This window comes from Moraxella sp. CTOTU47579, assembly GCF_032004885.1.
GTDB classification, from domain to species: domain Bacteria; phylum Pseudomonadota; class Gammaproteobacteria; order Pseudomonadales; family Moraxellaceae; genus Faucicola; species Faucicola tetraodonis.
Map to the genome: position 1 here is coordinate 1 of NZ_DALZOJ010000003.1, position 25475 is coordinate 25475.

Genomic DNA, 25475 nt, shown 5'->3' on the forward strand with positions numbered 1-25475 from the left:
TTAGGTAACCCCCCACTTCAGTTTGAGTTGCTTATTTCAAGTTGAGAGTGGGGTTTTATTTAATAATTTATCGCTATTTGTTATTGCTATTTCATCTATTATCAAGGAAGGACTGTCATCATGTCATATACCCAAGCGCCTTATAAAAAAGCGTCTTATAAAATAGGCATGCTAACTGCGCTCACCATCGCCCTATCTGCGTGTGGCGGCTCAGGTAGTGAGACTGTCGACAATGCCCTAAACGATGCCAATGATAGTTATAAAAACATTGCAACGGATGTCCGTACTGCTTACAAAAAAGTCGAGGATAAATTAACCAATAAAGAAAAAAGCATGGCAGAGATTTTACAAAGTATCTTTTTGCCGGAAGACAGCTTAGATAATTTTTTGGACAAAATCACCCCAGAAGGCGGTAAAGGGGGATTGTACGTTGGCTATTTTGTAGAAGACAACGACAACGAGCCCAATGATAGCGACCTGGGTGTGGTGTATTTTGATATTGGCAATGATTATGCCGCCTCGGTGTATGGTCAAATGAGCTATCAACAAAAAACTTGCCAAGACCCAAACACCTTAACCACAGAAAAAATTTCTATTAAAACTGACCAAAAGATGGGTGGTGTACTGTCTGGCACACTCGACCCAGCAGCAAAATTTGATAATACGGTTCTTAAATTTTTACAGTTTGACGAATTAAAAACCTCTGTGGCGGGCATGCCATTTAATGGCGATTATGATAGCAAGCGCGATTATTGGGATGGTCAATATAGTTATCAGGTGGGCGTCGATTTTGGAAAACAATTATCTGACAATAAAGACGGCTGTGATGTCAACTATACCTTAGGCGGCGATGGCGATTTTAAAGTATTGCCACTCACCGCTACTATCGGCAATTTAGGCGTTAACCTCACGGGGACAGGTAGTACCCTAAACCTCAATTGGACTGCGCCTGCCAACACCGCTCGCACCCTTGTCACCCAAATAAACCTGGATAAAGCCACTGACCGCGGTATGGGTTTTGTACGTACTAACCAATTAACCTACGGCACTACTTTCACCCCCTTTGTGGATGCCACCAAAGCCAATTATGCGTTTGTGGTACAGACCTTTGATGCCACCAATAAACTGACAGGCTATCAAGCCATGATTAAAGCGCTTTAAAAGCTATTATTGTAAAAAAGCCTTTATCAAATATTGCCACAATTTGATAAAAGCTTTTTTATGTTGACGCTATCACAATCAAACGCTAACTTTTTTGACCTGTTAATTTGCTGACCTGTTAAACAATAAATTAAACAATAAAAAATCATGCCGCAAAATCTGTTAAACTGCCGCCTTTATTGAATTTTCAACGAATATTTGGTCATTACATGCTGTCAGCTATTGCTCGTCAAGACTTAAAACAATTATTTGTCTTGACCTTACCTATTTTAATCACCCAGATTTGCCAGTCAGGGCTCGCCTTAGTCGATACCTTACTTGCTGGGCAAGTCTCTGCGCTAGATTTATCAGGCGTGGCAATCGGCGCGGGTATTTGGATGCCCACGTTTTTGCTAGCGGTTGGTATTTTGCTTGCCACCACGCCATTGATTGGGGAAGCGATTGGTCAGCAGCAACTAAAAAAAGTGCCGTTTATCACCCAACAATCGCTGTGGCTGGCGCTTATCATCGGTATTATAGGGTTTGTGGCGGTTAATCAGCTGCATTATTTGTTTGATTGGATGAAGGTACCGAAGGATATTCAGCATATCGCGCAAAAATTCTTGTTTGGTATCTCTTTTGGGTTTCCTGCAGTCTGTTTATACACCTCGCTGCGCTGCTACACCGAAAGCTTAAAACATCCCACCGTGGTCATGGTGATTAGCCTCATTGGTTTGATTTTAAATGTGCCGCTTAGCTATGCGTTTATTCATGGCGTCACCCTCGGTGAAACTGTGCTGATTCCTGCCATGGGCGGCGCAGGCTGTGGTTTTGCCTCTGGCATTGCGTTATGGATAAATTTATTGATGTTGGTAAGCTATTTGACTTTAAGCCCCCAGTCAGATTTTGCCAACCAGCGCTTTTTTGCCAATTTTGCCGGCATGGATTTTGCTCAGGTGCGTCAGCAATTATCGATTGGTATTCCCATTGGTATGTCGATTTTTTTTGAAGTGAGCGCGTTTAGTCTAGCTTCCATTATCATCAGCCCACTGGGTGAAATCGCGGTGGCAAGCCATCAGGTCGCGTTGACGATTTCATCGCAGTTATTCATGTTCCCGTTTTCAGTCGCGATGGCGCTCACCATCATGGTGTCAAATCGCTATGGCGCCAAAGATTACCGAGAGCTTAAACGCATCAAGCTCATCGGCATTGCCGTAGCCACGTCATTTGCGGTGATTAGCATGCTGTTAACTGCCATTTTTCGGCAAACGCTGCCAACTTTTTTTAGTGAAAATCCCCAAGTGATTCAGCAAGCCGCGCTGTTGTTATGGTTTGCCACCGTGTATCAGTTGTTTGATGCCTGGCAGGTCAATTTTGCGGGGATTTTGCGCGGTATGCAAGATACCACAGTACCGATGTTCATCACCTTGTTTTGCTATTGGGTGGTGGCGATTCCGCTAGGTACCTATTTGGTACGCCATACCGATATGGGGGCTAAAGGGTTTTGGATCGCGCTGGTTGCAGCGCTGGGATTGGCGTCACTGCTGTTAGGGACGCGTTTATTACGTCAGCAAAAACGCTTAAAAGTGGCTTGGCTATAGAATAACCTAAAAAGAAAAACAATCGACAATGATTAAAAAGTCGCTTAGGCTATTTATTGTAGGTTATTTTTTATAGGTCATGGGTTGATGACCATGTTTGGTTTATTCAACCGATGATTTTTATAGCGATTTTAAATTAAAAATAAAGTAAAAAAGGGCGAACTAACGCCCTTTTTATCGTTCATGAAAGCTTGTTAATTAAAGTTTTCGCCAGTGAAGATACCATCAAATAGCACACTGGTTAAATAACGCTCACCACTGTCTGGCAGAATAACCACAATGGTTTTGCCTTGCATCTCAGGGCGGCTTGCTAGTTGATGAGCCGCTTGCAGCGCTGCACCACAAGAGATACCACATAAAATACCTTCTTGGGTCATCGCCCGTCTTGCCCATGCAATCGCATCATCGCCAGTTACTGTGATGACTTCATCAAGTAAATCAAGCGCAAGATTTTTTGGGATAAAGTTGGCGCCAATCCCTTGGATTTTATGCGGACCTGGGGTGATGGGTTTACCTTCACGCGTCTGGGTAATAATCGGTGATTCCGCAGGCTCAACCGCGACGGTATAAAGCGGCTGATGTTTGATTTGTTTAAAATACCGGGCGATACCCGAAATCGTCCCGCCTGTACCCACGCCTGCCACTAGCGCATCGACCTTACCCGCGGTGGCATTAAAAATCTCAGGTGCGGTGGTTTTGACATGGGTGTCTGGGTTGGCAGGGTTATCAAACTGTTGCGGCAAAAAGTATTCGCCAGGATGGTTATCATGGATTTCTTGCGCAGCTTCCACCGCCCCTCTCATACCTAACGAAGGCTCAGTGAGCACCAAGTGTGCGCCCAAGGCGGCCAGCACTTTACGGCGCTCCATACTCATTGAAGCTGGCATGGTCAGCGTGATTTTATACCCTTTGGCTGCTGCCACAAACGCCAGCGCAATCCCCGTGTTACCGCTGGTCGGCTCGATGATTTGCATACCCGGCTTTAATAACCCTGCTTGCTCAGCGGCTTGCACCATGCCTGCACCGATTCGGCATTTGACCGAAAACGCCGGGTTACGGCTTTCGATTTTGGCAAGCACGGTCACCCCCTGTGGCATGATATGATTAAGACGTACCAGCGGCGTGTTACCAATCGCATCAGCATTGTTGGCATATACCGCTGTGCCAAGGTTGGCGGGTGCGGCGTAGTGGTCGTCAGGTTGTTGTAGCATAGGTATTCCCTTTTTTTTGAGGTATTGTTGAATGATTTTACGGCAGTGATTTTGCGGTGTCTAACATCATTTGGTAAATTCCATATATCAAAAAGCGTTAACACCCGGGTCTATAATACAAGGCTGTAACACAAAGCTGTAACACAGTGCTATCAAAAGGTTTATCAAATGTTGATAGCCTGTCGATTAAACTCTCCTATTAAACTTTCCCATTAAACTTTATTATTAGCTTGGCGCTGTACTATGTTTAGCCAAGCTTGCATGGCTGGGGTCAGTGGTCGGTGTTTTCGCCATGCCATCACCATTTGCCAAGTCAAATTAGGCTGGACAAGCGGCAGGCAAACCAGCTGTTTGTCATCGAGTTTATCGGTATAATATTTGGGCAGTAGCGTCACCCCCATGTTTTTTTTCAACAATGTCGTCAATAGTTGCCATTGGTTGGTGTGGCAAATAATATTGGGCTCAAAGCCGAGTTTTTGGCACTCTTCGACAATCATTGAGGTGAATGACGAATGAGACGCAAATAACATCAACGACGCATTTTTTAAAGATTTTAAAGTCACTTGTTTGATGGTATGGCCCATATGCTGCCGGTGTGCCACCATCATAATGGGATAATCGCACACTGGGATACAATCAAAGCTATCTTCAATCGGTTGCATCAAGGTACACACATCAAGCGTATCATCGAGCAAGGCTTGTTTTAACGACTCTGCGCCATCTTCTAGCAACGACAGCTCAATATGGCGATGGGTTTGATAAAACTCAAAAATCGCATCGCTCAACAACTCACCCCCGAGTGGTGACAACCCTAGCCGCAGCTGCCCGCGATCCATGTGCTGATATTGTGTCACCGTCTGCTCAAGGTAGCCGACATGTTGCAGCACCGTCTGCGCCTGCTCATACACCAATGCGCCAATTTCGGTCAGCGCAATATCCCGCTTGCGGCTCATCAGTTGCTTATCAAAAAGCGCCACCCCTAGCGTATCTTCCAAATTAGAAATGGCTTTGGTGACGGTTGGCTGCGTCAAACTCAATGTATCGGCAGCATGAGAAAAGCCGCCAGTTTTCACCACCGTGATAAAGCATTGAAGTTGTTTTAAGGTCATCATGTTTTTGCAGTGCCCAAAATAGCTTTATAGATTTTACGCATAATTTTAAAAATATTATTCATATTTTTTGTTAATGGTTTTTTTATACTAGATATCTCAATTGTTGATGACTTGTTTACCATGAAACGCGCTATGAATCTTTCGACTTTTCAGCAGCTATTACGTCATAAACTGTTACCCCAAAAAATAGACCCTATGTTACAAAAGCCACTGGTCAAAATTTTACTGCAAATCACCTTCATTGGTGTGGTATGGGGCTCAGCTGACATCCTAAAAAAATTATTCAGCCTCCCTATGTCATCTGGCATTGTGGGGCTGTTTTTGATGCTGGGATTGCTATTAACTGGGGTAATTAAACCCAACTGGGTCAATATCGGCGCGAAGTTTATCTTGGGTGAGTTGGTGCTGTTATTTATTCCGCTGATGATGTCGATTACCCAATATCAGCAGTTATTTTTTGCTAAAGGTTGGCAGCTGATGATTACCATTGTCGTGAGTACGGCACTGGTGATGCTGAGCTCTGCCATCACTTTTATGCTAGGCAATCGTGTTAAGCGCGCGTTGTATCGCCGCACGCACCATGCCCATCATTAATCATTAATCATACCAATCGTAATTTACTATGAATATTATCTCTATCGGCTGTTTAATCTGGACTATCTTGGCGTATGTTTTAGCAAAGCGGGTCTATGCCCGTTTCCCAAAATTTTGGCTCAATCCTGCCATCACAGTGGCGACGGTAACGATTATTTTGATGATTGTGCTTGGGATTTCTTACCAAACCTATTTTGCCGATACCGCTTGGATTGTTGAGTTGTTAGGCCCTGCCACCGTGGCATTTGCCATACCGATTTATCAGTATCGTCAATTGATTTACCGCTATGCTGCCGTGCTTGCGGTGTCGATTGTGGTGGGCATGTTGGTGGGTATTGCTAGCATCATGGTGTTTGCTCGCGTGTTTAAATTTGATGCCACACTCACCTACAGTTTGATGGCACGGTCAATTTCTACCCCATTTGCGATTGATTTGGCGCAGCAGATTCATGGTTCAGCGGCGCTCGTGTCGCTATTTACTTTAATTACTGGGGTGGTCGGCATGGTGATTGGCGATATGGTACTGGCATGGTCAAAAATCCGTTTCCATCTTGCCCACGGCGTGGCATTGGGTAATGCGTCACATGGTTTTGGTACTGCAAGAGCCAGTCAGCGCCACGAAAGCGAAGGCGTGATTGCCAGTCTGACGATGGTATTGGCAGGGTTATTTATGGTATTTTTTGGTCCTGCGCTGATTCATTTAATGACAGCTATTTAACCCATGCTTTTTTAAGCTATTTAACACATGCCTGTTAATACTTGCTGTGATTTTACAATACCTTAAAGCTATCTACTCATGAAAACTTGCCAAAATGACGTATTAATATTTGCCAAACAAAATAAAATTAGCGACAATGACCTACCTTTTTTTGGATTGTAGGAAAAAATTATGTCATTACAACAGATTATTGAAGATGCGTTTGAAAACCGTGCCAACTTCAACCCCAATGACGCCACCGACGATGTGCGTGCTGCCGTCAATGATGTGCTCGCTCAGCTCGATGCGGGCACCTTGCGCGTCGCAGAAAAAAAAGACGGTGAATGGATCGTCAACCAATGGGTCAAAAAAGCGGTATTATTATCCTTTCGTCTGAACGACAACCGCATCATGAATGGCGGTCGTGACCTGCAGTTCTTTGATAAAGTCGAAACCAAATTTTCAGACTGGGGCGATGAACAATTTGCCAAAGCGGGCGTGCGCGTGGTGCCACCTGCTGTCGCGCGTAAAGGCTCATACATTGCCAAAGGCGCTATCTTAATGCCATCTTATGTCAATATCGGCGCCTATGTCGATGAAGGCACGATGGTCGATACGTGGGCTACGGTGGGGTCATGCGCCCAAATCGGTAAAAACGTGCATCTATCAGGCGGTGTCGGCATTGGCGGCGTCCTTGAGCCGCTACAAGCCAACCCAACCATCATTGAAGACAACTGCTTTATCGGTGCGCGCTCAGAAATCGTTGAAGGTGTGATTGTTGAGGAAGGCTCGGTGATTTCGATGGGCGTGTATATCGGTCAATCAACCAAAATCCTAGACCGGGAAACAGGCGAAATCAGTTACGGCCGTATTCCTGCAGGGTCAGTTGTGGTATCAGGTAGCCTACCAAGCAAAGACGGCTCGCATAGCTTGTACTGTGCGGTAATCGTGAAAAAAGTAGACGCACAAACGCGTAGCAAAACATCTATTAATGATTTGCTCAGAATGGACTAGATTTTTAGTCAAGATAACAGTAAATTATTTAAAGCAAATCAGCCATGGTTTGCTTTTTTTATAGCCTTCATCAAATTTTATAGCGCTCATCTTTATAGCCTTTATTAAAGGAAACAGTATGTCATCACAACAAAACACCCTGTATGACAACGGCATTGCAGTACGCAAACAAGTCATGGGCGAAGCGCATGTGGAACGTGCCATGTCACAAGTTACCGAATTTACTGCGCCACTACAAGACTGGATCAATGAACACGCCTGGGGCTCAACATGGCAACGCGACGGCAGTCATGGGAAAGGAATAGACCGTAAAACCCGCTCGCTAGTCACCCTTGCCTTTTTAATCGCGCAAAAATCCCCAACAGAACTAAAAGGGCATATTCGCGGGGCGATTAATAACGGTGCAAGCGTGGCAGAAATTCAAGAAGTGCTACTGCATAGTCTACCTTACTGCGGCGCACCAGCGGCTCAAGAAGCCTATCGTGCTGCAGTGGACGTGTTAACCGAAATGAAATTGCTTTAACCGCTGAACACAAAGATTTATTGGCATAAATTTGATAAAATAAACGCTAATTTTTATTAGTTAATCACATTTATGCCAAATTCAACGCTACCCATCCGCAATACCGCCATTCCCACCACTGACCCCGAAGCAGGACTTAAAGTCACTGAGATTTTTTACTCGCTGCAAGGTGAAGCCTTGACCGCAGGATTGCCGACGATTTTTATTCGCTTGACGGGCTGCCCGCTGCGCTGCGTGTATTGTGATACCGAATATGCCTTTGTCGGCGGCGAGCGCATGAGTTTGGCAGGGATTTTGGCAGTGTGTCAGAGTTTTCCGTGCCAGCGTATTTGTTTGACAGGTGGCGAACCTTTAGCCCAGCCCAATGCAATCGCGTTGATGAACTTGCTATTGGCGCATGGCTACGAGATTTCGCTTGAAACGTCGGGCGCGCTGTCCGTGGCAGAGGTGCCAACGGCGGTATCTAAAGTCATGGATATCAAAACCCCAAGCTCTCAAGAAGCCGATAAAAATCTGTGGCAAAACCTTCCCTACTTAACTGCCCATGACCAAATCAAATTTGTCATTATGAATCGCGACGATTATGACTGGTCAAAACAAATCCTCGCAGACTACCAACTGGATAAAAAAGTCGCAACGGTATGGTTTTCTCCGATGTTTAATGTGGAAGAACGTCAAGCCAATGTACCTACCCTTGCCGCTGAATTGGCAGAATGGATACTTGCCGACGCGCTGCCGGTGCGTTTTCAACTGCAACTGCATAAAATCATTTGGGCAGATGCCAAAGGCAAATAGCCGCTGTCAACTAGCCACTGCCAAATCGTTAGAACACAACTTAGGGAAATATCAAGCCAATGGGAAAAATGATTGTTTGGGGGCTGATTGCGTCGGCTTTTTTTAGCACGTCGTTTGTACTGTATCAATTGATGAGTGTACAAGGCGGACATTGGTTTTGGTCAGCAAGTTTTCGCTGTTTTTTTATGTGGCTGTTGTTATCGGTTTTTATTTTGCTGCAAAACAAACTCAATCCGTCCAAGCTACTAGAACTATGTAAACTATTTGCCAGTCATTGGCAGTTTTGGTGTGTGACGGGCGGGATTGGACTTGGCACGTATGGACTGTTGGCATTTGCGGCAGATTATGCGGAAGGATGGGTGATAGCCGCAACCTATTTATTCACTGTCGTAGCAAGCTTGGTGGTGCTGAGTTTTTTTGGGCAATCATTTCAAAAAAAAGTCATTGTCTATTCGGTGATTGTATTTATCGGTGTGGTACTTGCCAATGTCGGTGAAGGGTTAAGGCATAGCACGAGCCAAGGCACTGATTGGCATGCTTTGTTGCTATTTGGTGCGCTACCTGCCTTTATTGCCAGTTTTTGTTTTCCGTTAGGTAATCAATTAATTTGGCAAGCAGGACAACCCAAAAGGGATTCTACCCATCATACTCATGAAATGAGCAAGGCAACGAGCAATGAAACGCGCAAATTGGCAACGAGCAAGCTAACGAGCGAATTGGCAAAGAGCAAATTGCTACAAAAAGTGCCGCAAGTGACTTCCCCGCTGCTATCAAATCCCCTGCATAAAGTCTGGCTGATGTCGCTAGGGTCATTGCCAATGTGGTTGGTATTAGGCATCATGGTACAACCGCCCGCGCCCAGTGTCTCACAAATGACCATTAGTTTTTTGGTTGCCTTGATGGCAGGTGTGCTCGGTACGACCACTTTTTTACATGCCCGTAGTCTTGCCAAACAGCCACAACAACTGGCCGCCGTCGATGCCACACAAGGCAGTGAAATTATTTTTGCGTTGTTAGGCGGCATGTTGCTGCTGCACACGCCGATGCCGTCAGGCTTAAGTTTTGTGGGGATTGCGTTGGTGATTATTGGGCTTGTGCTGTTTGCCAAGCAACGCTAGCGGTAGTCCACGTTGTGATAGTTTGCTATAATGCAGGCACTTTTATTTTAACCCTTTATTTAACCGATTAGGATTATTTGATGAATACTTTGACCGCTCTTTCACCTATTGATGGTCGCTATGCCAGTAAAGTGGATAGTTTACGTCCTTACCTGTCAGAATTTGGCTTGATTCATGCCCGTGTGACGGTGGAAGTGCGCTGGTTGCAGACCCTTGCCAATCATGCAGATATTCATGAAATTCAGCCTTTTTCGGCAGCGACCAATGAGCGCTTGGACGCGATTGTAGCCAATTTTAGCGAAGCAGACGCGATGCGTATCAAAGACATCGAACGCACCACCAACCATGATGTCAAAGCCGTTGAATACTTTTTAAAAGAAAAAATTGCCGACATCGATGCGCTAAAAGACGCGGGTGAATTTATCCATTTTGCCTGTACCTCTGAAGACATCAATAACTTATCACACGCGTTGATGTTAAAATCGGGTCGCGACGTACTGGCGCAATCGATGCAAAAAATCATTGATGAGATTGCAGCGCTCGCAGAAATCCATGCCGACCAACCCATGCTGTCACGCACGCATGGGCAAACCGCAAGCCCAACGACTTTGGGTAAAGAAATGGCAAATGTGGCATACCGTCTGCATCGCCAACTCAAGCAATTTAATAACGTAGAATTGCTAGGTAAAATCAATGGTGCAGTGGGCAACTACAACGCGCACCTGTCAGCTTATCCACAAATTGACTGGGCAAAAAATGCCGAACACTTTGTTACCAGTCTTGGGTTGACCTTTAATCCCTATACCACCCAAATTGAGCCACATGACTATATCGCCGAATTGTTTGACGCGCTGCGCCGTTACAATACCATTTTGATTGATTTTAACCGCGATGTATGGACGTATATCTCCTTGGGTTATTTCAAACAAAAGCTCAAAGATGGCGAAGTGGGCTCATCCACCATGCCACACAAAGTCAACCCAATTGACTTTGAAAACTCAGAAGGTAATCTAGGTATTGCCAATGCCATGCTCGCGCATTTGGGTGAAAAATTGCCGATTTCTCGTATGCAGCGCGACTTGACCGACTCGACAGTCCTTCGCAATATGGGGGTGGGTTTTGCTCAAAGTCTGATTGCCTTTGACGCCTGCTTAAAAGGTATTGGCAAATTAGAGCTTAACGCCAATCGTCTCAATGAAGACCTAGAACTTGCACAAGAAGTGTTGGCGGAGCCAATCCAAACCGTGATGCGTCGCTACAATGTTGAAAAACCCTATGAGAAACTAAAAGCCTTGACCCGCGGTCAAGCCATGACACGTGAGATGATGGTCAACTTTGTCAATGGCGATGAACTGACAGCGGTGCCAGAAGATGAGCGTCAACGCTTGGCTGATTTGACCCCTGCCACTTATACAGGTAATGCAGCTGAGCAAGCCAAAAACTTGAAAAATTTATTAAAATAAGACTTTTTCGCTCATCAAAAATCAAAAAGGACGCTTAGGCGTCCTTTTTTATCAGAATTTTTTTACAGAATTTTTTTTACAGAATTTTTTTTACATAAATTTTTTTAGATAAATTTGTTGATTGAGCTTTGGGTTATTTTTTGGCATAGCCTTGTTGATTCAGATAAGGCAGCACCTCGGGACGGACGGGTTTATCCAAATAACTTTCAATGGTGTGCACCCAATCTGACCCTGCTTGACCACGCGTCGTATAATAATCGGCAACGGTTTGGTTATACTGGTCTAATGCGGATTTGTCAGCGGGTTGATATTGGTTGGTGGAAACCACCAATGCCTTTGGCAAACGTGGACGCATGGCAGGATTTTGGTCAGGATAACCCAATGCCATGCCAAATAGCGGCACCACGCCTTGTGGCAGTTTGAGTATGTCGCCCATCCGTCTGATATCATTGCGGATACTGCCCAAATACACACCACCCAATCCCATGCTCTCAGCCGCTAGTAGCAGATTTTGCGCCATAATGGCTGCATCAACCGCCCCAACAATGGTGACTTCAGTCCAATCAATTTGCGCATTGGGTACAAGGGTTTGGTGGCGGTGGTTGTCCATACAAAAAATTAGCAGCTCGGCACACTGCTCCACATAGGGATGACCGTATTTTTCTCCGTCTTTGGCTTGCTGGGCATCGGCGCAAATACGGCGTATGTCATAGCGCTGCGTTGCATCTGTCACCCGAATGATGCTTGCTGACTGCAAAAATCCCGATGATGAGCCTGCCATCCCCGCTTCGATAAGCTGCTCAAACGTCGCTGCATCTATTGGCTGATTGGTGAATTTGCGAATTGAACGATGATTGAGTATCGTCTCTAGGGTGGGTTTACTGTCGCTATGCTCACTATGTGTTGTCATAATTTACCTTGTTATGATTTGCCTTGTTATGGTTTGTGTTGTTATAAGTTGGGTTAGGGTTTGATTAGCCTTAGGGTTGGTATTTTTCAATCAGCTTTTGGGCTTGCACAATCACCGGAGTATCGACCATTTGTCCATCCATGGCAAATGCCGCAAGCCCTGTCTGTGCATAATGGTCAGCCACTTTTTTGGCAAAGGCAAGCTGTGCTTGGCTGGGTCTAGCCAGTGCATTGACAATGGCGACTTGGTTTGGATGAATACACAGCATCCCTGAAAAACCCAAATCGCGCCACCCATTTACCCGCTGGGTTAAACCGTCATCGTCATTAAAAGGCGGGTATACGCATTCAATCGGTGGGGTGAGCGCATTGATGGCACTATGCAAGCTTAGCTGATAACGGATTTGGTTGGCAACCATCTGCCCTGCCTCGCTGTCTGCGCGCACGCCCAATTTTTCACAGATATCCAAAAAGCCAAAACTGAGCGCAGTCAATCCTGCCGCAGCGGCGATGTCGGGTATATTTGCCATGCCTTTGGGTGTCTCAATCAAGGCAATCATGGGTTTGGCGAGCGCATGACGGACACGGTCAATCTCTATGGCGTGCTCGACTTTGGGTAGCACTACCCCAATCACGTTGTTCATTGCAGATGCTGGCAAAGATTTGAGCAAATCAATATCGCCTGCTTGGTGGTTGCTACTTGCGGCATTGATACGCACCCAAACAGGCTGGGCATCAGCGCCGCTTAGATAATTGACCACATTGTCACGCGACTCCATTTTGACACTATCACTGACCGCATCTTCCAAGTCAATTATCACCGTATCTGCGCCACGGGCAAAGGCTTTTTCCACCCGCTCAATATTGATGGCGGGTACAAACAAATAACTGGTTGCGCTCAATCCCTTGGGTTTTGCTACATTGTTTTCGCTCATGCGACATCCTTTTTCGTCCATTTTTGGTGACATATTCTTTTTGGCAAACAACTTATCAAACAGCTTATCCAGCAACAACGCCCTACCCAAAGTAGCGCGTTTTTTAAGTTATTTTAAAACCGTCAATTTGGCTTTTTCACTGCGGCTAAACAGTAAATTTAACACGATGGCGACCACTGTCGCAGTACCGATACCACCCAAATTAAATTGTCCAATATGTAAGCTAAAATCCCCAGCACCCATAATGACGGTCACCGCAGCAATGATTAAATTAGCATTTTTGCTAAAATCGATGTGATTATCCAGCCAAATTTTGACCCCTGCTACCGTGATAAGCCCAAAAACCACGATGGAGGCACCGCCCAATAACGGCGCTGGGATAGTATGGATAAGCGCGCCAAATTTTGGTGATAGCCCCAGTAGCACAGCAATCAAGCCTGCCACCACAAAAACCGTGGTCGAATATACTTTGGTCACTGCCATCACGCCGATATTTTCCGCATAGGTTGTCACGCCTGTACCGCCCATGCTCGATGACATCGCCGTACATAGACCATCGGCGAAAAAAGCCCGTCCCATATAGGGCGATACCGCTTGTCCTGTCATGGCTTCTACCGCTTTGATATGGCCTAAATTTTCGGCGATTAAAATAAAGGCAACCGGGGCAATCAAAATTATTGCGTTGATATCAAACGTCGGATGATAAAAATTGGGTAATCCCACCCAAGCTGCTTGGGCAACTGGGGTAAAATCAATCGGCTTGCCATACCCAAGCACATTGGTGAGCACAAAATATGCCATATATGCCAATACCAAACCAATCAGTAGCAACAAACGACGTAGCATACCGCGGCTAAACACAGCGACCGCACTGATACACAGCACCGTCATCAACGCAACCCAACTATCAAACTGGTTCCCCGACACGCCTTTGATAGTCACTGGCGCCAAATTTAGCCCGATAATCATCACAATCGCACCGGTTACCACAGGCGGCATGAGTTTCTCAATCCAGCCAACCCCTGTTTTCATCACCAGTAATCCGACCATGCCATAAAAAATACCACAGACAAAAATACCACCAAGCGCCACGGATAAATTACCGTTAAAGCCTGAACCTGTATAAGCCGTCGCGGTAATCACGGGCGCGATAAACGCAAAACTTGACCCTAAATAACTGGGTACTCGCCCACCCGTCAAAAAGAAAAACAGCACCGTACTGAGCCCCGCCATCAAAATCGCAAGGTTGGCATCAAATCCCATCAATAGCGGCGCAAGCACAGTTGCCCCAAACATCGCAAACGCATGTTGCAGCCCAAGTAACAGACTTTTATCAGCAGGTAAATACTCGTGGATACGCACAGGATGATGATCTAAATGCCCATCGTAAGGCTGCCATTTTGGGAACCAGCCGCTATCATTGCCGGTATTTTGATGGGTTGGTTGTCTTTGCGAATTTGCCATAATTTTGCTCTCATCTGTCAACTGCGCGAATTTTACACGTTATTTTTGTTTTGTCAAAAAACCCTGCGCTTTGAGCCAATCTTCTGCAGCAGCGACATACGGTTGACTGTAGTAATCGGCAAATTTTTGACGGTATGGCTTACGCTCACGCGCTTCATTAAACGCCAAAATGGTTTGCTCATAATCGGCGAGCGTTTGTGGTAACGCGTCAACTTGATACTGATTGTCAAAATACACTGCAGATTTTGGTAAACGCGGTTTTAGGCGCATTTCTACGCTAGGTTTACCGATACATAAGCCAAAAATTGGATAGGTATATTTTGGTAGCTGAAGCAGTTCGATTAAGTCATTGGCAATCATACGCAAACCGCCAATCGGACAGGTGGCATAACCCAAACTCTCTGCCGCTACCGTGGCATTTTGTGCTGCTAATGCCGTATCGGTAGCGAGCGTAATCAATGTATCACTATCCTTAAACCCCTCAAAGCTGCCATCATACGCTTCACTGCTCAAATAAGAGCGATAACCATCCATCACAAATACCAAAAACACGCTACATTGGGCAATCTGTGGGTTGCGCGGTTGCAAATCGACGATTTTTTGACGTAACGCCTTATCACTGATGTTGATAATGCTGTAGTGCTGTCCGTTTTGCCAACTGGGCGCTTGCTGGGCGCATTTGATAATGTCATTTAATTGCGAATCTGGCACAGTGGCGCTACTGTCAAATTCTCGATACACCCGATGATTTTGTAAAAGTTCAATGGTTTGATTGCTCACAGTTTGATTACTCGTAGCTTGGTTATTCATGGTTGCCCCGTTAGAAGTGATTTAAACATGATTTGATGATTGTTGATGTTGATACGGTCGCCAAAGTAGCGCCACCCCAATAAGCAAAACAATAGCTGAGACGGGTAACAACGCAAGCCAAATATTTTTGCCTGTTGCAACTAGCGCGGTTAAGGGTCCGATAAGCTGCCCAAATGCAAAACTTGCGGTCATCAGCGCACTTAAGTTGTATTTAGGGTAGTGCGTGACTTGGCTTGCTGCCACTTGCAGCCCTGCCATCGTCACCACCATAAAAGTGCCGCCCACCATCAGCGCTGACAACATCAAACCTGCCAACGACTGCCAAAGCGCAGGCAATAACGTACCAACCGCCATGATGATTTGTGACACTCGCCAAACACCGAGCAAAGAAAAGTTGTTATAACGGCGTTGTAACCCCTGCGATAACACCACCGACAAAGCCGCCGCCAACCCAAAAAATGGCCAAATCAGCAAATAACTTTGCCCTGATAACCATTGCTTGGCGATTTGTGGCAAAAAAGTCGCAGGTAAAATATAGCCAAACCCAAACAAACCGTAGGCGGTTAATACATTCGCTAATTTTAGCTTGGCCGGTGTTATGCTAGCGGTAGGATTGGTATTTGTGGCTTTGGTATGGCTGGCTTTGGTAGTGTGGGCTTTGGCAACGGCTATTGAGGCAGCAGCTGTTGAGGCAAACTGCGAGTTGATTTTCGCCAGCAAAAAGGTGACAACCAAGGTGGCGAGCAGCGCAATCACGCCTAGATACTGCCATAATCGACTCGATAATGGACTGAATGATGACTGGGCCGCGATAGTCGCCGTCGCTGATTGAAAAATAAAATAGCTACAAATCAATCCTGTGAGGGTGATACCGATACCGACACCCGTATAAATCAAGCCGCTAGTGACTACCTGTCTTGATTTTAACCAATTGATTGCAAACGCACTGATAGATACCAGCACCCAAGCGCTTGCCACACCCGCCAAAAAACGTAACACCAGTAACCAGCCAAAGCTGCTTAGCGAAGCCAGCCAAGTGGTGAGTGTCACCAAGCTGAGACCTAATATGACAAAAAGCGGATGTCGCTTACTTTTAAGCAGTGACAGCGCCCCGACCAAATAGCCAATATAGTTGCTACTTGATAACCACGCCGTTTGCGCAAGATGCACCGTGCCTTCTTGTATCATCAAAGGCAAAATCGGTGTAAAAGCAAATCGCCCGATTCCCATCGCCACCGCAAGCGCGGTACTCGCTAGGATAAAGCAAAATATAATCTGTTGTCGGTCAGATTGTGACATTTTGCATTACCCCTTGATTTTATTGACACGGCTTGTCAGCGTTTAAGCTTGCATTTTAAAGATTATTGAGCATACTTTGCAAGGTTTCCTTCACATTTTTGGATGACATATTAGCTTGGCTTAATATCAAAGCGTCGTTAACCATTGACTTTTTGTCTGCTACCAAGGCATTCCAATTTGATAAACCTTGAATCAAACGTGACGCCAACAGTGGGTTACGTTTATCCAAATCTTGCATCATACTCAAATACTGCTCAACGCCCTGCTGTGTCCAAATTTTGGTGGGCTGCGCGAGCAATCCGCCGAGCACCGCCCGCACCCGGTTTGGGGTATTGATATCAAAGTCTTGGTGTGAGGTTAACGCAAAAATATCGGCAACACTCGCCTGGCTGTCATTGGCTTGGACACCAAACCATAAATCCATCACCAATGCATCATGATGAAAGCGTTGATAAAAATCGGCAAGCCATTCAGCTTTTTGGGGCAAACCATGCGCCACCGCCGCATTTAACGCGCCTAAACGCTCAGTCATACAAGACGCTTGTTGGTACTGGATAATTGCCCAATGTTTGGCATCACTCACGCCCGCCAATAACGCCATATCCAGCCCCACATTTCGCCATGCTCGCACGCCCATGGCTTCGGCTGTATCTTCATACGTGGTAATCGGCAGTTTGGCATACGCACTTTGCCAAATGTCTTTAAGCTCTACCGCCACGGCTTTTTTAACCGCTTGATGACGGGCACGAACTTGGCTAGGGTCATAGTCGGTCTGAATCGCACTGCCCAGCTCTCGCTCGCTTGGCATATCTAGTAACCGCGCCGCTAGCATGGGATCGGTTTCTGATAGCGCTGGCAGACTTGCTTTTAATGCCGTGATATAGGCATCGGTATCGGCATTTTGCAATAAAATACGATTGACCAACAACTGTGCCGCTTGCCAACGGTTAAAGCCATTAGTCTCATACTGCATCAAAAACGCCAAATCATCATTGCTATACTCAAAATTAAGCTGAACAGGCGCGGAAAAATCACGAAGCAATGACACCACAGGGTCAAAATCCGCTGTGGTAAACAAACCGTCAAAGTTAAACGTTTGACTGTCATCGCGCAGTAACACCAAATCTTCTTTTACCAGTTGTCCAGTGGCACGGTTAAAAATCGCCATTTTGATAGGAATCGGCAAAGGTTTTGGTGCAGGATAGCCTGCCACTGGGCGCGTGTGTTGGCTTAGCGTCAAGATAAGCTTGTCAGCTGTTTTTTCAAAATGCCCTGATAACGTCGGCGTACCTGGCTGGGTATACCAATCAATAAATTTTTCAATACTTGGATCTGCAACGCTCAGTGCAGATAACAAGTCTTCAACCGTCACCGCTTGCCCATCGTAACGGCGGAAATATTCATCCGTGCCTTGACGGAATTTTTCTTTGCCAAGCGTATTGGCAATCATGCGCACGATTTCTGCGCCTTTCTCGTACACTGTGGCGGTGTAGAAATTATTAATCTCGACAAAATGGTCAGGGCGTGGTGGATGCGCCAATGGGCTGGCATCTTCAGGAAACTGCGCCGCTCGCAATGTTGCCACATCATCAATCCGCTGTACCGCAGGGGAATGCAGACTTTCGGAAAAAGACTGGTCACGAAATACGGTAAAGCCTTCTTTTAGGCACAGCTGAAACCAGTCACGGCAGGTGATACGGTTGCCCGTCCAGTTATGGAAGTATTCATGGGCAATTACCGCTTTGACATTAAAGTTGCGGCGATCGGTGGTGGTCTCTGGGCTAGATAGGACGCAAGCGGTGTTAAAGATATTTAATCCTTTGTTTTCCATCGCGCCCATATTAAACTGGCTAACCGCCACAATCATATAGCGGTCAAGATCATACGCCCGTCCGTAATTGTCTTCATCCCATTTCATTGAGTCTTTTAACGCTTGCATGCCGACATGGCACTGCTCGATGTTTTCATGCTTGGCGTATAACTCAAGCAGCACCTCACGCCCTTCACTGGTGACATACTGATCGGTCAATACGTCCAAATCTGCAATCACGCAAGCGAATAGATAACTCGGTTTTTTGGTGGGGTCTTGCCACACCGCAAAATGACGGTCGCCCGCAAGCTCGCCTTGGTCGATTAAATTACCATTGGCAAGCAGCGTTGGGTAAGCTTTATCGGCTTCAATGCGTGTGGTGAAGGTGGCAAGCACATCGGGACGGTCTGGATAAAAGGTAATTTTACGAAACCCTTCTGGCTCACACTGGGTACAGAACATTTTGTCCGCCCCTTCCCCTGCTTGGTATAAACCTTCAAGACTGGTATTGGTTTGCGGCACGATGGTGACGACGGTGGTAATCTGACAAGTGTCTGGCGCGTTAACAATCGTTAGGCTTTCTTGGTCTAGTTGGTAGTCGCTTTTGCTTAAGGTTTTGCCGTTTAAGCTAATTGATTCAATTTGTAATTCTCGTCCAAAGAGCACCAAATCGCCTGCCGTGTTTCTTGTCATGTCAAGATTGGCGGTCACGGTTGCATGCTTTTTATCAGCGCCATCAAACAACTCAATTTTTAAGTCAATGTGATTGACGCTAAAGACAGGCGGCGTGTAGTCTTTTAGGTAGATTTTTTGCGGTTGGTGACTATTTAATTGGTGGCTATTCAAACTGGGGTCTGGTGTGGGTATATTGGTGGGTACATCAGGCATTTCGGTGTTTAATAGCTGGGGGTTTTCGGTTTGGTTGGTTTCGGTAACGTTGGTCATTTTTGCTCTCTATTAAAAAATATAAAAAAAGGAAATTCAAACTTAATTCTTATTATAAGTAGTTTGTTATTTAATCATTTTTCAATCATTCGTTGAAATAATTCATCTATGTTAAATTCATCTTTTTGGTTATTATCCTCTTTTGTGTATTCTATATCTTCTAAACTTTCATTTTCCCATTCCCAATCAGATAAACGTTCTTCAAGGGTTTTAATATCTTCATCAAAATTTAAGCCATAAAGCTCAATTTCATTGATTTCACGCAAAAAGGATATATCGTCTTCTATACTATCTCTTGACGAATTCTCAACTAAACAATTAATCTCATCACTTACTAATTCTGAAACTTTATAGAGATTAGTTATTTCTTCAAATAACTCTCCATTCAAGCATTTCAACTTGTGCATTGCTACTAATATGCCTAAATCATACTTACTAGCTAAAATTTTTTTAAACAATTCAATAAAGTCTTCATCTTCTATTTGAAATTTAGAATGATTCCCCCAACAGGTAAATATTCCATTAATATCGCTTTCCGTAAATGTATTCTTTTTTTGAATGTAAGCATTTAATCTAGGTTGAATTGCTAACAAAACTTCATTCAAGGCATCATTTGATATTGGTATTAAAGTTAATCTTTCACATACATGGGCAATATCTTTTGAAAGAAAAAATGGTATTTCTTCATTTTCTAAACTTCTAATAATATAGCCAACAATCTTTGGTTCAAAAAATTTTTTTATACTCGTATTCTTGTATTTATTGGCAAAAAGAAATTGTTCAATATATTTTGCCTTTTCTAATACATTGATTAAATACTGACTGTCTTTTATAAAATAATTGATTAGAAAATCCCCAATTGAAGGATTATGCAAAATAATATGATTTTCTAAATTATCTTTTGAATAGAGCAATGTTGTAGTAATAAAGCACTTCTCTAGAGTTTCAATTGACCTGTCAAAATCAAGCATACTTGTTGATTTAAATTCATCAAAAAAAACCTCTTTTACTATTCTTAATGGTGTGGGATTAATAAAATTTAGTGAAAAAATTATAGTGAGAATTATTCTATCATTCTCACTAAGATGGTTTTTGAATGATTCTTCCCAAATATTGAAGGGGTTATCAAATAGTGAAATAATCCTGTCATTAAAATCATCTTCATCTTCTATACTTTGATAATTATTTAATGCAATTTCTTTTACAAATGCTTCAACAAGTCTAGGAGAATAATTTCGGTGATTAACTACTTTTCTATAAGACCTAAATTTAAGGAACTTCAATAAAAAACTCTCATCAGCCTCTTTGAAGAATAAGTGGTTATATAGTATTTTAGCTTTTACCTCCTCTGTATAGCTAGCTAAATCCAAAATGTATTTACCATACTCTTCATTTAGGGACTTTAAAGCCATATATTTGATAATAGCCTGTTTTAGAATATATTCACGAGTAGTAAAAATAATAAACTTATTTTTCTCTCTCTGAATACGTTCTATAAGTTTTATAATTCTTTTATCTTCATTCCTTTCAAGATTATCTATAAGAAAATTGCTTCCTAAAAAATCATCAAAATAAAATAATTGTTTCTTATCTGGAACAAAAACATTATAAACCTCATCGATTGAAGAACTTATATAATAAAATTCATCTAATTCTATTTGGTCTAAAATTCTCAAAATGATGTTATTTGCTAAGGTAGTTTTACCTACCCCTGGCAACCCTGAAATTATTAAACATTTATTATCATTCAAAATATTAATACTATCTTCTAAACTTTGATTTTCTACATAAAATTTTGACTGTTCAATTATTTCTTCTCTTTGAAAATTAGTTTGATTAAAAATCTTTGAATGAATAAACTTATTAAGTACGTTAGTGCTATTAATCCAAAGTTTAAAATATTGTAGTTCAATATTTTTATACAGATTTAGTAAGTTATTTAAATCATCTTTACCATAAATGTCATCAGTTGATAATATAAATGGAGAAAGTAATTTGGCTATCTCGTCCTTGTTTTTGGGAGTCAATCCAACTGATGTGGTTAAAATATATCTTTTTGGTTTTAACTCATCAACTTTAATTTTTTCACTCTTTAAACTGCTCATTAATTGAGAAAAATTTTTTGTATATCTTTTAGATTGAATGATAGTTTGAGTTTTGTTAGAAAGTAAATCAATACCATTATCTCTGCCATCTACAAACGTTTGAAAATAAATACCCAAGTGTTTCTGAAGTAAATCTCGAGAAAAATTTTCAAATTCTGTAGGTGAGAAAACATCAAAATTATAGTTATTCATTTAACATCCTATTGCAACACAAATTCCCTTAAACTCATGACTTTATCCCTTACCTTTGCCGCTTCCTCAAACTTCAAATCACGCGACAAGGCTTTCATCTCTTTTTCTAACCGTGCAATCTCTTTGGCAAGCAAATCAGGCGAACGCAAAATCGAAATATCCACATCGGGGAACGCATGGGTGACCGCAATCGCTTGGTTATCATTCGGGGCTTCTGCCTCGCCGGTGTCGATTTTATCGGTAATCTGACGGCGAGCGGATGTCGGCGTGATGCCATGTTCTTCGTTATACGCCATCTGTTTGGCACGGCGACGCTCGGTTTCTTCCATCGCCTTTTGCATACTTGGGGTAATGCTGTCAGCGTATAAAATCGCCTTACCATTGACATGGCGCGCGGCACGACCGATGGTCTGAATGAGCGAACGCTCCGAGCGTAAAAAGCCTTCTTTATCCGCATCAAAAATCGCCACCAAGCTCACCTCAGGCATATCCAACCCCTCACGCAACAGGTTGATACCAACCAGCACATCATGCACGCCTGTCCGCAGTTCGTGGATGATTTTCATCCGCTCCACCGTGTCAATATCCGAGTGCAAATAAGCGACTTTGATGTTGTACTCTTTTAGATAACCGGTCAAATCTTCTGCCATGCGTTTGGTGAGCGTGGTAATCAGCACTCGCTCATCTTTGGCTTTACGAATGTTGATTTCTGATAGCACATCATCAACTTGGGTCAAGACAGGGCGAATCTCAAGCTGTGGATCAACTAGACCTGTCGGACGCACCACTTGCTCTACGATTTGCTCGCTGTGCTCAAGCTCGTACTGCGCCGGGGTCGCCGACACATACACTGTACTTGGGGTAATACGCTCCCATTCTTCAAACATCAGCGGGCGGTTATCCATCGCAGATGGCAGGCGAAAGCCATAATTGACCAGAGTTTCTTTACGACTTCTATCGCCTTTGTACATCGCGCCGACTTGTGGCACGGTTACATGGCTTTCATCAATAAATAGCAAGGCGTCGGGCGGAATATAGTCAAACAACGTCGGCGGTGCTTCACCCGCAGGACGTCCCGATAAATGGCGCGAATAGTTCTCAATGCCGTTACAGTAGCCAAGCTGTTGAATCATTTCCAAATCATAAGTGGTGCGTTCTTTGATACGCTGGGCTTCAATCAGTTTGTCATGCGCTCGAAAATACTCAAGGCGTTGTTCAAGCTCGGCTTTAATAGTGCCACTGGCTCTTTCTAACTTGTCTCGTGGGGTGACGTAGTGAGATTTTGGATAGATGGTAATGCGTGGCACACTGCGCACGTTCTTGCCTGTCAACGGGTCAAACCAAGTGATTTTTTCCACTTCGTCATCAAACATACTGATACGCACCGCAAGCTGTTCAGACTCAGCCGGGTATATATCCAGCACTTCGCCACGCAAACGGTAAGTACCTCGCCCAAAGTCAAGCTCGTTACGCGTATATTGCAGCTCCACCAAGCGTTTGAGCATGGCAGTGCGGTCGATTTTGTCACCCACTACGATGTGAAGAAGCATTTTTAGGTAGCTTTCTGGGTCACCGAGACCATAAATACAAGACACCGATGCAATGATAATGGCATCACGACGTTCGAGTAGCGCACGCGTGGCGGACAGTCGCATTTGGTCGATATGGTCGTTAATGGCGCTGTCTTTTTCGATAAAAGTATCGCTGGCAGGCACATAGGCTTCAGGCTGATAGTAGTCGTAATAACTGACAAAATACTCCACAGCATTGTGAGGAAAGAACGCCTTAAACTCGCCATATAGCTGGGCAGCAAGAGTTTTGTTGTGTGCCATGATAATAGTGGGACGCTGGCATTGGGCAATTACTTTTGCCATGGTGTAGGTTTTACCTGAGCCTGTCACCCCCAAGAGCAGCTGACCGTGCATGCCGCGCTCAATGCCATCAACCAATTTGGCAATCGCTTGCGGTTGGTCGCCTGAGGGTTCAAATTCGGTCACCATCTCAAAGGGTTTACTTGAGATTTGGGTGCCACTGGCATTGACACCGGTAATTTGGGCGTCATCTTGGATTTGGCGGGCAAGTTGGCTAAGTTCACGTTCGGAGCGGGAAGATTGAGGTGGTCGCATTTTATTGTCTTTATCGTAGTCACAGATGGGTAAATAATGGGGTTGATGGGTGAGAAGTTAAAGCAAAATAACGCGAAATATTGTATCAGTGATTGGGTTTATCAAAAAAGACCACCCATTAACAAACCACCTATCATCAAACTTGTTAAAATTACCCCATTAGCCTATTCCAGTTAGGCATTTAAAAGCATTAGGTTAATTTGGCAAAATCCCTTATAATATCCCCTGACTTTTTCCACTTTAGCGGCAGTGACTTGTATGAGTCATTTTGCTATTAGTCATATTAATCATTTTTTCGTTAATCATTTTGCAAACTTGCTCGTGCTGTATCGCAGTCCGTGACTTTCTATTTTTGCTTTGTTCTCGTTTTAAAATGTAAAATAGAGATAGGTTTGCAAAGCGATTAATTTTCTATCACCCTTGATGTAATGAGAAAATTAAATGCGTGAATATCAACTATTTACCTCTGAATCCGTCAGTGAAGGTCACCCAGACAAACTTGCTGACCAAATCTCTGATGCTATCCTTGACGCCATCCTTGAGCAAGACATTCATGCGCGTGTGGCGTGCGAAACCTTGACCAAAACAGGTGGCGTGGTGCTGGCGGGTGAAATTTCTACCACCGCCAATGTCGATTTCGAAAAAATCGTGCGTGATACCGTCCTGCGCGTTGGCTACAATAGCTCAGAGTTGGGCTTTGATGGCGCCACCTGTGCCGTTATCAATATGCTTGGCAAACAATCCCCCGAAATCGCTCAAGGCGTTGACCGCTCGCGCCCTGAAGAGCAAGGTGCTGGTGACCAAGGTTTGATGTTTGGTTATGCCACCCATGAGACGGATGTGTTGATGCCCGCCCCTATTCAGTTTTCCCATCGTTTGATGGAAAAGCAAGCGCAATTGCGTAAAGACGGCACATTAGCTTGGCTGCGTCCCGATGCCAAAGCGCAAGTCACGGTACGCTATGATGGCGATAAACCTGCGTTTATTGATGCGCTGGTACTATCAACCCAACACGATCCAAGTATCTCGCAAAAAGACTTGCATGAAGCGGTGATGGAAGAAATCATCAAGCCTGTCATCCCAGCTGCCATGCTGCACAAGGACACGAAGTATCATATCAACCCAACCGGGTTATTTGTGATTGGTGGTCCTGTGGGGGATGCAGGTTTGACGGGTCGTAAAATTATCGTCGACACGTATGGCGGCATGGCGCGTCACGGCGGCGGTGCGTTCTCAGGTAAAGATCCGTCAAAAGTTGACCGCAGTGCAGCCTATGCAGGGCGGTATGTTGCCAAAAATATCGTAGCGGCAGGACTGGCGGAGCGCTGTGAAATTCAAGTAAGTTATGCCATTGGGGTAGCGGAGCCAACCTCTATTTCTGTCAACACGTTTGGCACGGGCAAAATCAGCGATGACAAGATTGTCGACTTTATTCGCCAGCATTTTGATTTACGTCCCTATGGTATCACGCGTATGCTTAACCTACTCCAACCCATGTATGAGCAAACGGCGAGCTATGGTCACTTTGGCCGCCAAGGCACTGAAACCGCTTTTACTTGGGAGCGTACTGACCGCGCAGCACTACTTAGAGCAGACGCAGGTTTATAATTTT

The 25475-nt window shown here is 44.4% G+C and carries 20 protein-coding genes; 10 read left to right on the top strand and 10 right to left on the bottom strand.

The window, feature by feature from the left end; translation table 11 throughout:
- The first annotated feature begins 120 nt into the window (after nt 1-120).
- Nucleotides 121-1161: a hypothetical protein gene (locus RTP55_RS02585; protein WP_312383992.1), complete on the top strand. Its 1041-nt coding sequence runs from the start codon at nt 121-123 to the stop codon at nt 1159-1161.
- 209 nt (nt 1162-1370) lie between these two features.
- Nucleotides 1371-2741 (top strand): MATE family efflux transporter, encoded by a 1371-nt coding sequence (locus tag RTP55_RS02590; RefSeq protein ID WP_312383993.1) that lies wholly within the window; start codon nt 1371-1373, stop codon nt 2739-2741.
- A 194-nt stretch (nt 2742-2935) separates the two neighbouring features.
- Here RTP55_RS02590 and cysK read toward each other — a convergent pair whose 3' ends face one another.
- Both cysK and RTP55_RS02600 read right to left on the bottom strand, forming a co-directional pair.
- Nucleotides 2936-3952 (bottom strand): cysteine synthase A, encoded by a 1017-nt coding sequence (cysK, locus tag RTP55_RS02595; RefSeq protein WP_312383994.1) that lies wholly within the window; start codon nt 3950-3952, stop codon nt 2936-2938.
- Nucleotides 3953-4164: 212 nt separating this feature from the next.
- Nucleotides 4165-5064, bottom strand: coding sequence for a LysR family transcriptional regulator (locus RTP55_RS02600; RefSeq protein WP_312383997.1), 900 nt, complete (start codon nt 5062-5064; stop codon nt 4165-4167).
- A 132-nt stretch (nt 5065-5196) separates the two neighbouring features.
- On the opposite strand from RTP55_RS02600, the gene RTP55_RS02605 reads away from it, so the two are divergent.
- The 7 genes from RTP55_RS02605 to purB all read left to right on the top strand — a co-directional run bounded on the left by RTP55_RS02605 (nt 5197) and on the right by purB (nt 11268).
- Nucleotides 5197-5658: a CidA/LrgA family protein gene (locus tag RTP55_RS02605; RefSeq protein ID WP_312383999.1), complete on the top strand. Its 462-nt coding sequence runs from the start codon at nt 5197-5199 to the stop codon at nt 5656-5658.
- A gap of 28 nt (nt 5659-5686) precedes the next feature.
- Complete coding sequence (locus tag RTP55_RS02610; RefSeq protein WP_312384001.1) at nt 5687-6376, top strand: LrgB family protein; 690 nt, start codon at nt 5687-5689, stop codon at nt 6374-6376.
- Between the two features lie 171 nt (nt 6377-6547).
- The gene (gene dapD, locus RTP55_RS02615; protein ID WP_065252815.1) at nt 6548-7369 is read left to right on the top strand and encodes a 2,3,4,5-tetrahydropyridine-2,6-dicarboxylate N-succinyltransferase; all 822 of its coding nucleotides are present in this window, start codon (nt 6548-6550) and stop codon (nt 7367-7369) included.
- A gap of 118 nt (nt 7370-7487) precedes the next feature.
- Nucleotides 7488-7892 (top strand): carboxymuconolactone decarboxylase family protein, encoded by a 405-nt coding sequence (locus tag RTP55_RS02620; RefSeq protein WP_312384004.1) that lies wholly within the window; start codon nt 7488-7490, stop codon nt 7890-7892.
- A 72-nt stretch (nt 7893-7964) separates the two neighbouring features.
- Nucleotides 7965-8687: a 7-carboxy-7-deazaguanine synthase QueE gene (gene queE, locus RTP55_RS02625; RefSeq protein WP_312384006.1), complete on the top strand. Its 723-nt coding sequence runs from the start codon at nt 7965-7967 to the stop codon at nt 8685-8687.
- 59 nt (nt 8688-8746) lie between these two features.
- Nucleotides 8747-9805: a multidrug resistance efflux transporter family protein gene (locus RTP55_RS02630; protein WP_312384008.1), complete on the top strand. Its 1059-nt coding sequence runs from the start codon at nt 8747-8749 to the stop codon at nt 9803-9805.
- An 80-nt stretch (nt 9806-9885) separates the two neighbouring features.
- Nucleotides 9886-11268, top strand: a complete 1383-nt coding sequence (gene purB, locus RTP55_RS02635) for an adenylosuccinate lyase (RefSeq protein ID WP_312384010.1) — start codon at nt 9886-9888, stop codon at nt 11266-11268.
- A gap of 133 nt (nt 11269-11401) precedes the next feature.
- Here purB and nfsA read toward each other — a convergent pair whose 3' ends face one another.
- The 8 genes from nfsA to uvrB form a co-directional block, all read right to left on the bottom strand.
- Nucleotides 11402-12178 carry an oxygen-insensitive NADPH nitroreductase gene (gene nfsA, locus RTP55_RS02640; protein WP_312384012.1) on the bottom strand — a complete coding sequence of 259 codons (777 nt, stop codon included), beginning with the start codon at nt 12176-12178 and terminating at the stop codon, nt 11402-11404.
- Nucleotides 12179-12248: 70 nt separating this feature from the next.
- Entirely contained in the window at nt 12249-13112 is an 864-nt protein-coding gene (locus tag RTP55_RS02645) for an HpcH/HpaI aldolase/citrate lyase family protein (RefSeq protein WP_312384014.1), read from the bottom strand.
- Between the two features lie 108 nt (nt 13113-13220).
- On the bottom strand, nt 13221-14576 hold the full coding sequence (locus RTP55_RS02650) for a solute carrier family 23 protein (RefSeq protein ID WP_312115044.1): 1356 nt from the start codon (nt 14574-14576) through the stop codon (nt 13221-13223).
- Nucleotides 14577-14615: 39 nt separating this feature from the next.
- Nucleotides 14616-15386, bottom strand: a complete 771-nt coding sequence (locus tag RTP55_RS02655) for a nitroreductase family protein (protein WP_312384016.1) — start codon at nt 15384-15386, stop codon at nt 14616-14618.
- 21 nt (nt 15387-15407) lie between these two features.
- Nucleotides 15408-16685, bottom strand: coding sequence for a YbfB/YjiJ family MFS transporter (locus RTP55_RS02660; RefSeq protein WP_312384017.1), 1278 nt, complete (start codon nt 16683-16685; stop codon nt 15408-15410).
- 55 nt (nt 16686-16740) lie between these two features.
- Entirely contained in the window at nt 16741-19440 is a 2700-nt protein-coding gene (gene pepN, locus RTP55_RS02665; RefSeq protein ID WP_409418406.1) for an aminopeptidase N, read from the bottom strand.
- Between the two features lie 74 nt (nt 19441-19514).
- Nucleotides 19515-21737, bottom strand: coding sequence for an nSTAND3 domain-containing NTPase (locus RTP55_RS02670; protein WP_065252826.1), 2223 nt, complete (start codon nt 21735-21737; stop codon nt 19515-19517).
- A gap of 8 nt (nt 21738-21745) precedes the next feature.
- The gene (gene uvrB, locus RTP55_RS02675; protein ID WP_312384021.1) at nt 21746-23863 is read right to left on the bottom strand and encodes an excinuclease ABC subunit UvrB; all 2118 of its coding nucleotides are present in this window, start codon (nt 23861-23863) and stop codon (nt 21746-21748) included.
- Between the two features lie 441 nt (nt 23864-24304).
- On the opposite strand from uvrB, the gene metK reads away from it, so the two are divergent.
- Entirely contained in the window at nt 24305-25471 is a 1167-nt protein-coding gene (metK, locus tag RTP55_RS02680; protein ID WP_007115720.1) for a methionine adenosyltransferase, read from the top strand.
- The last annotated feature ends 4 nt before the right edge of the window (nt 25472-25475 follow it).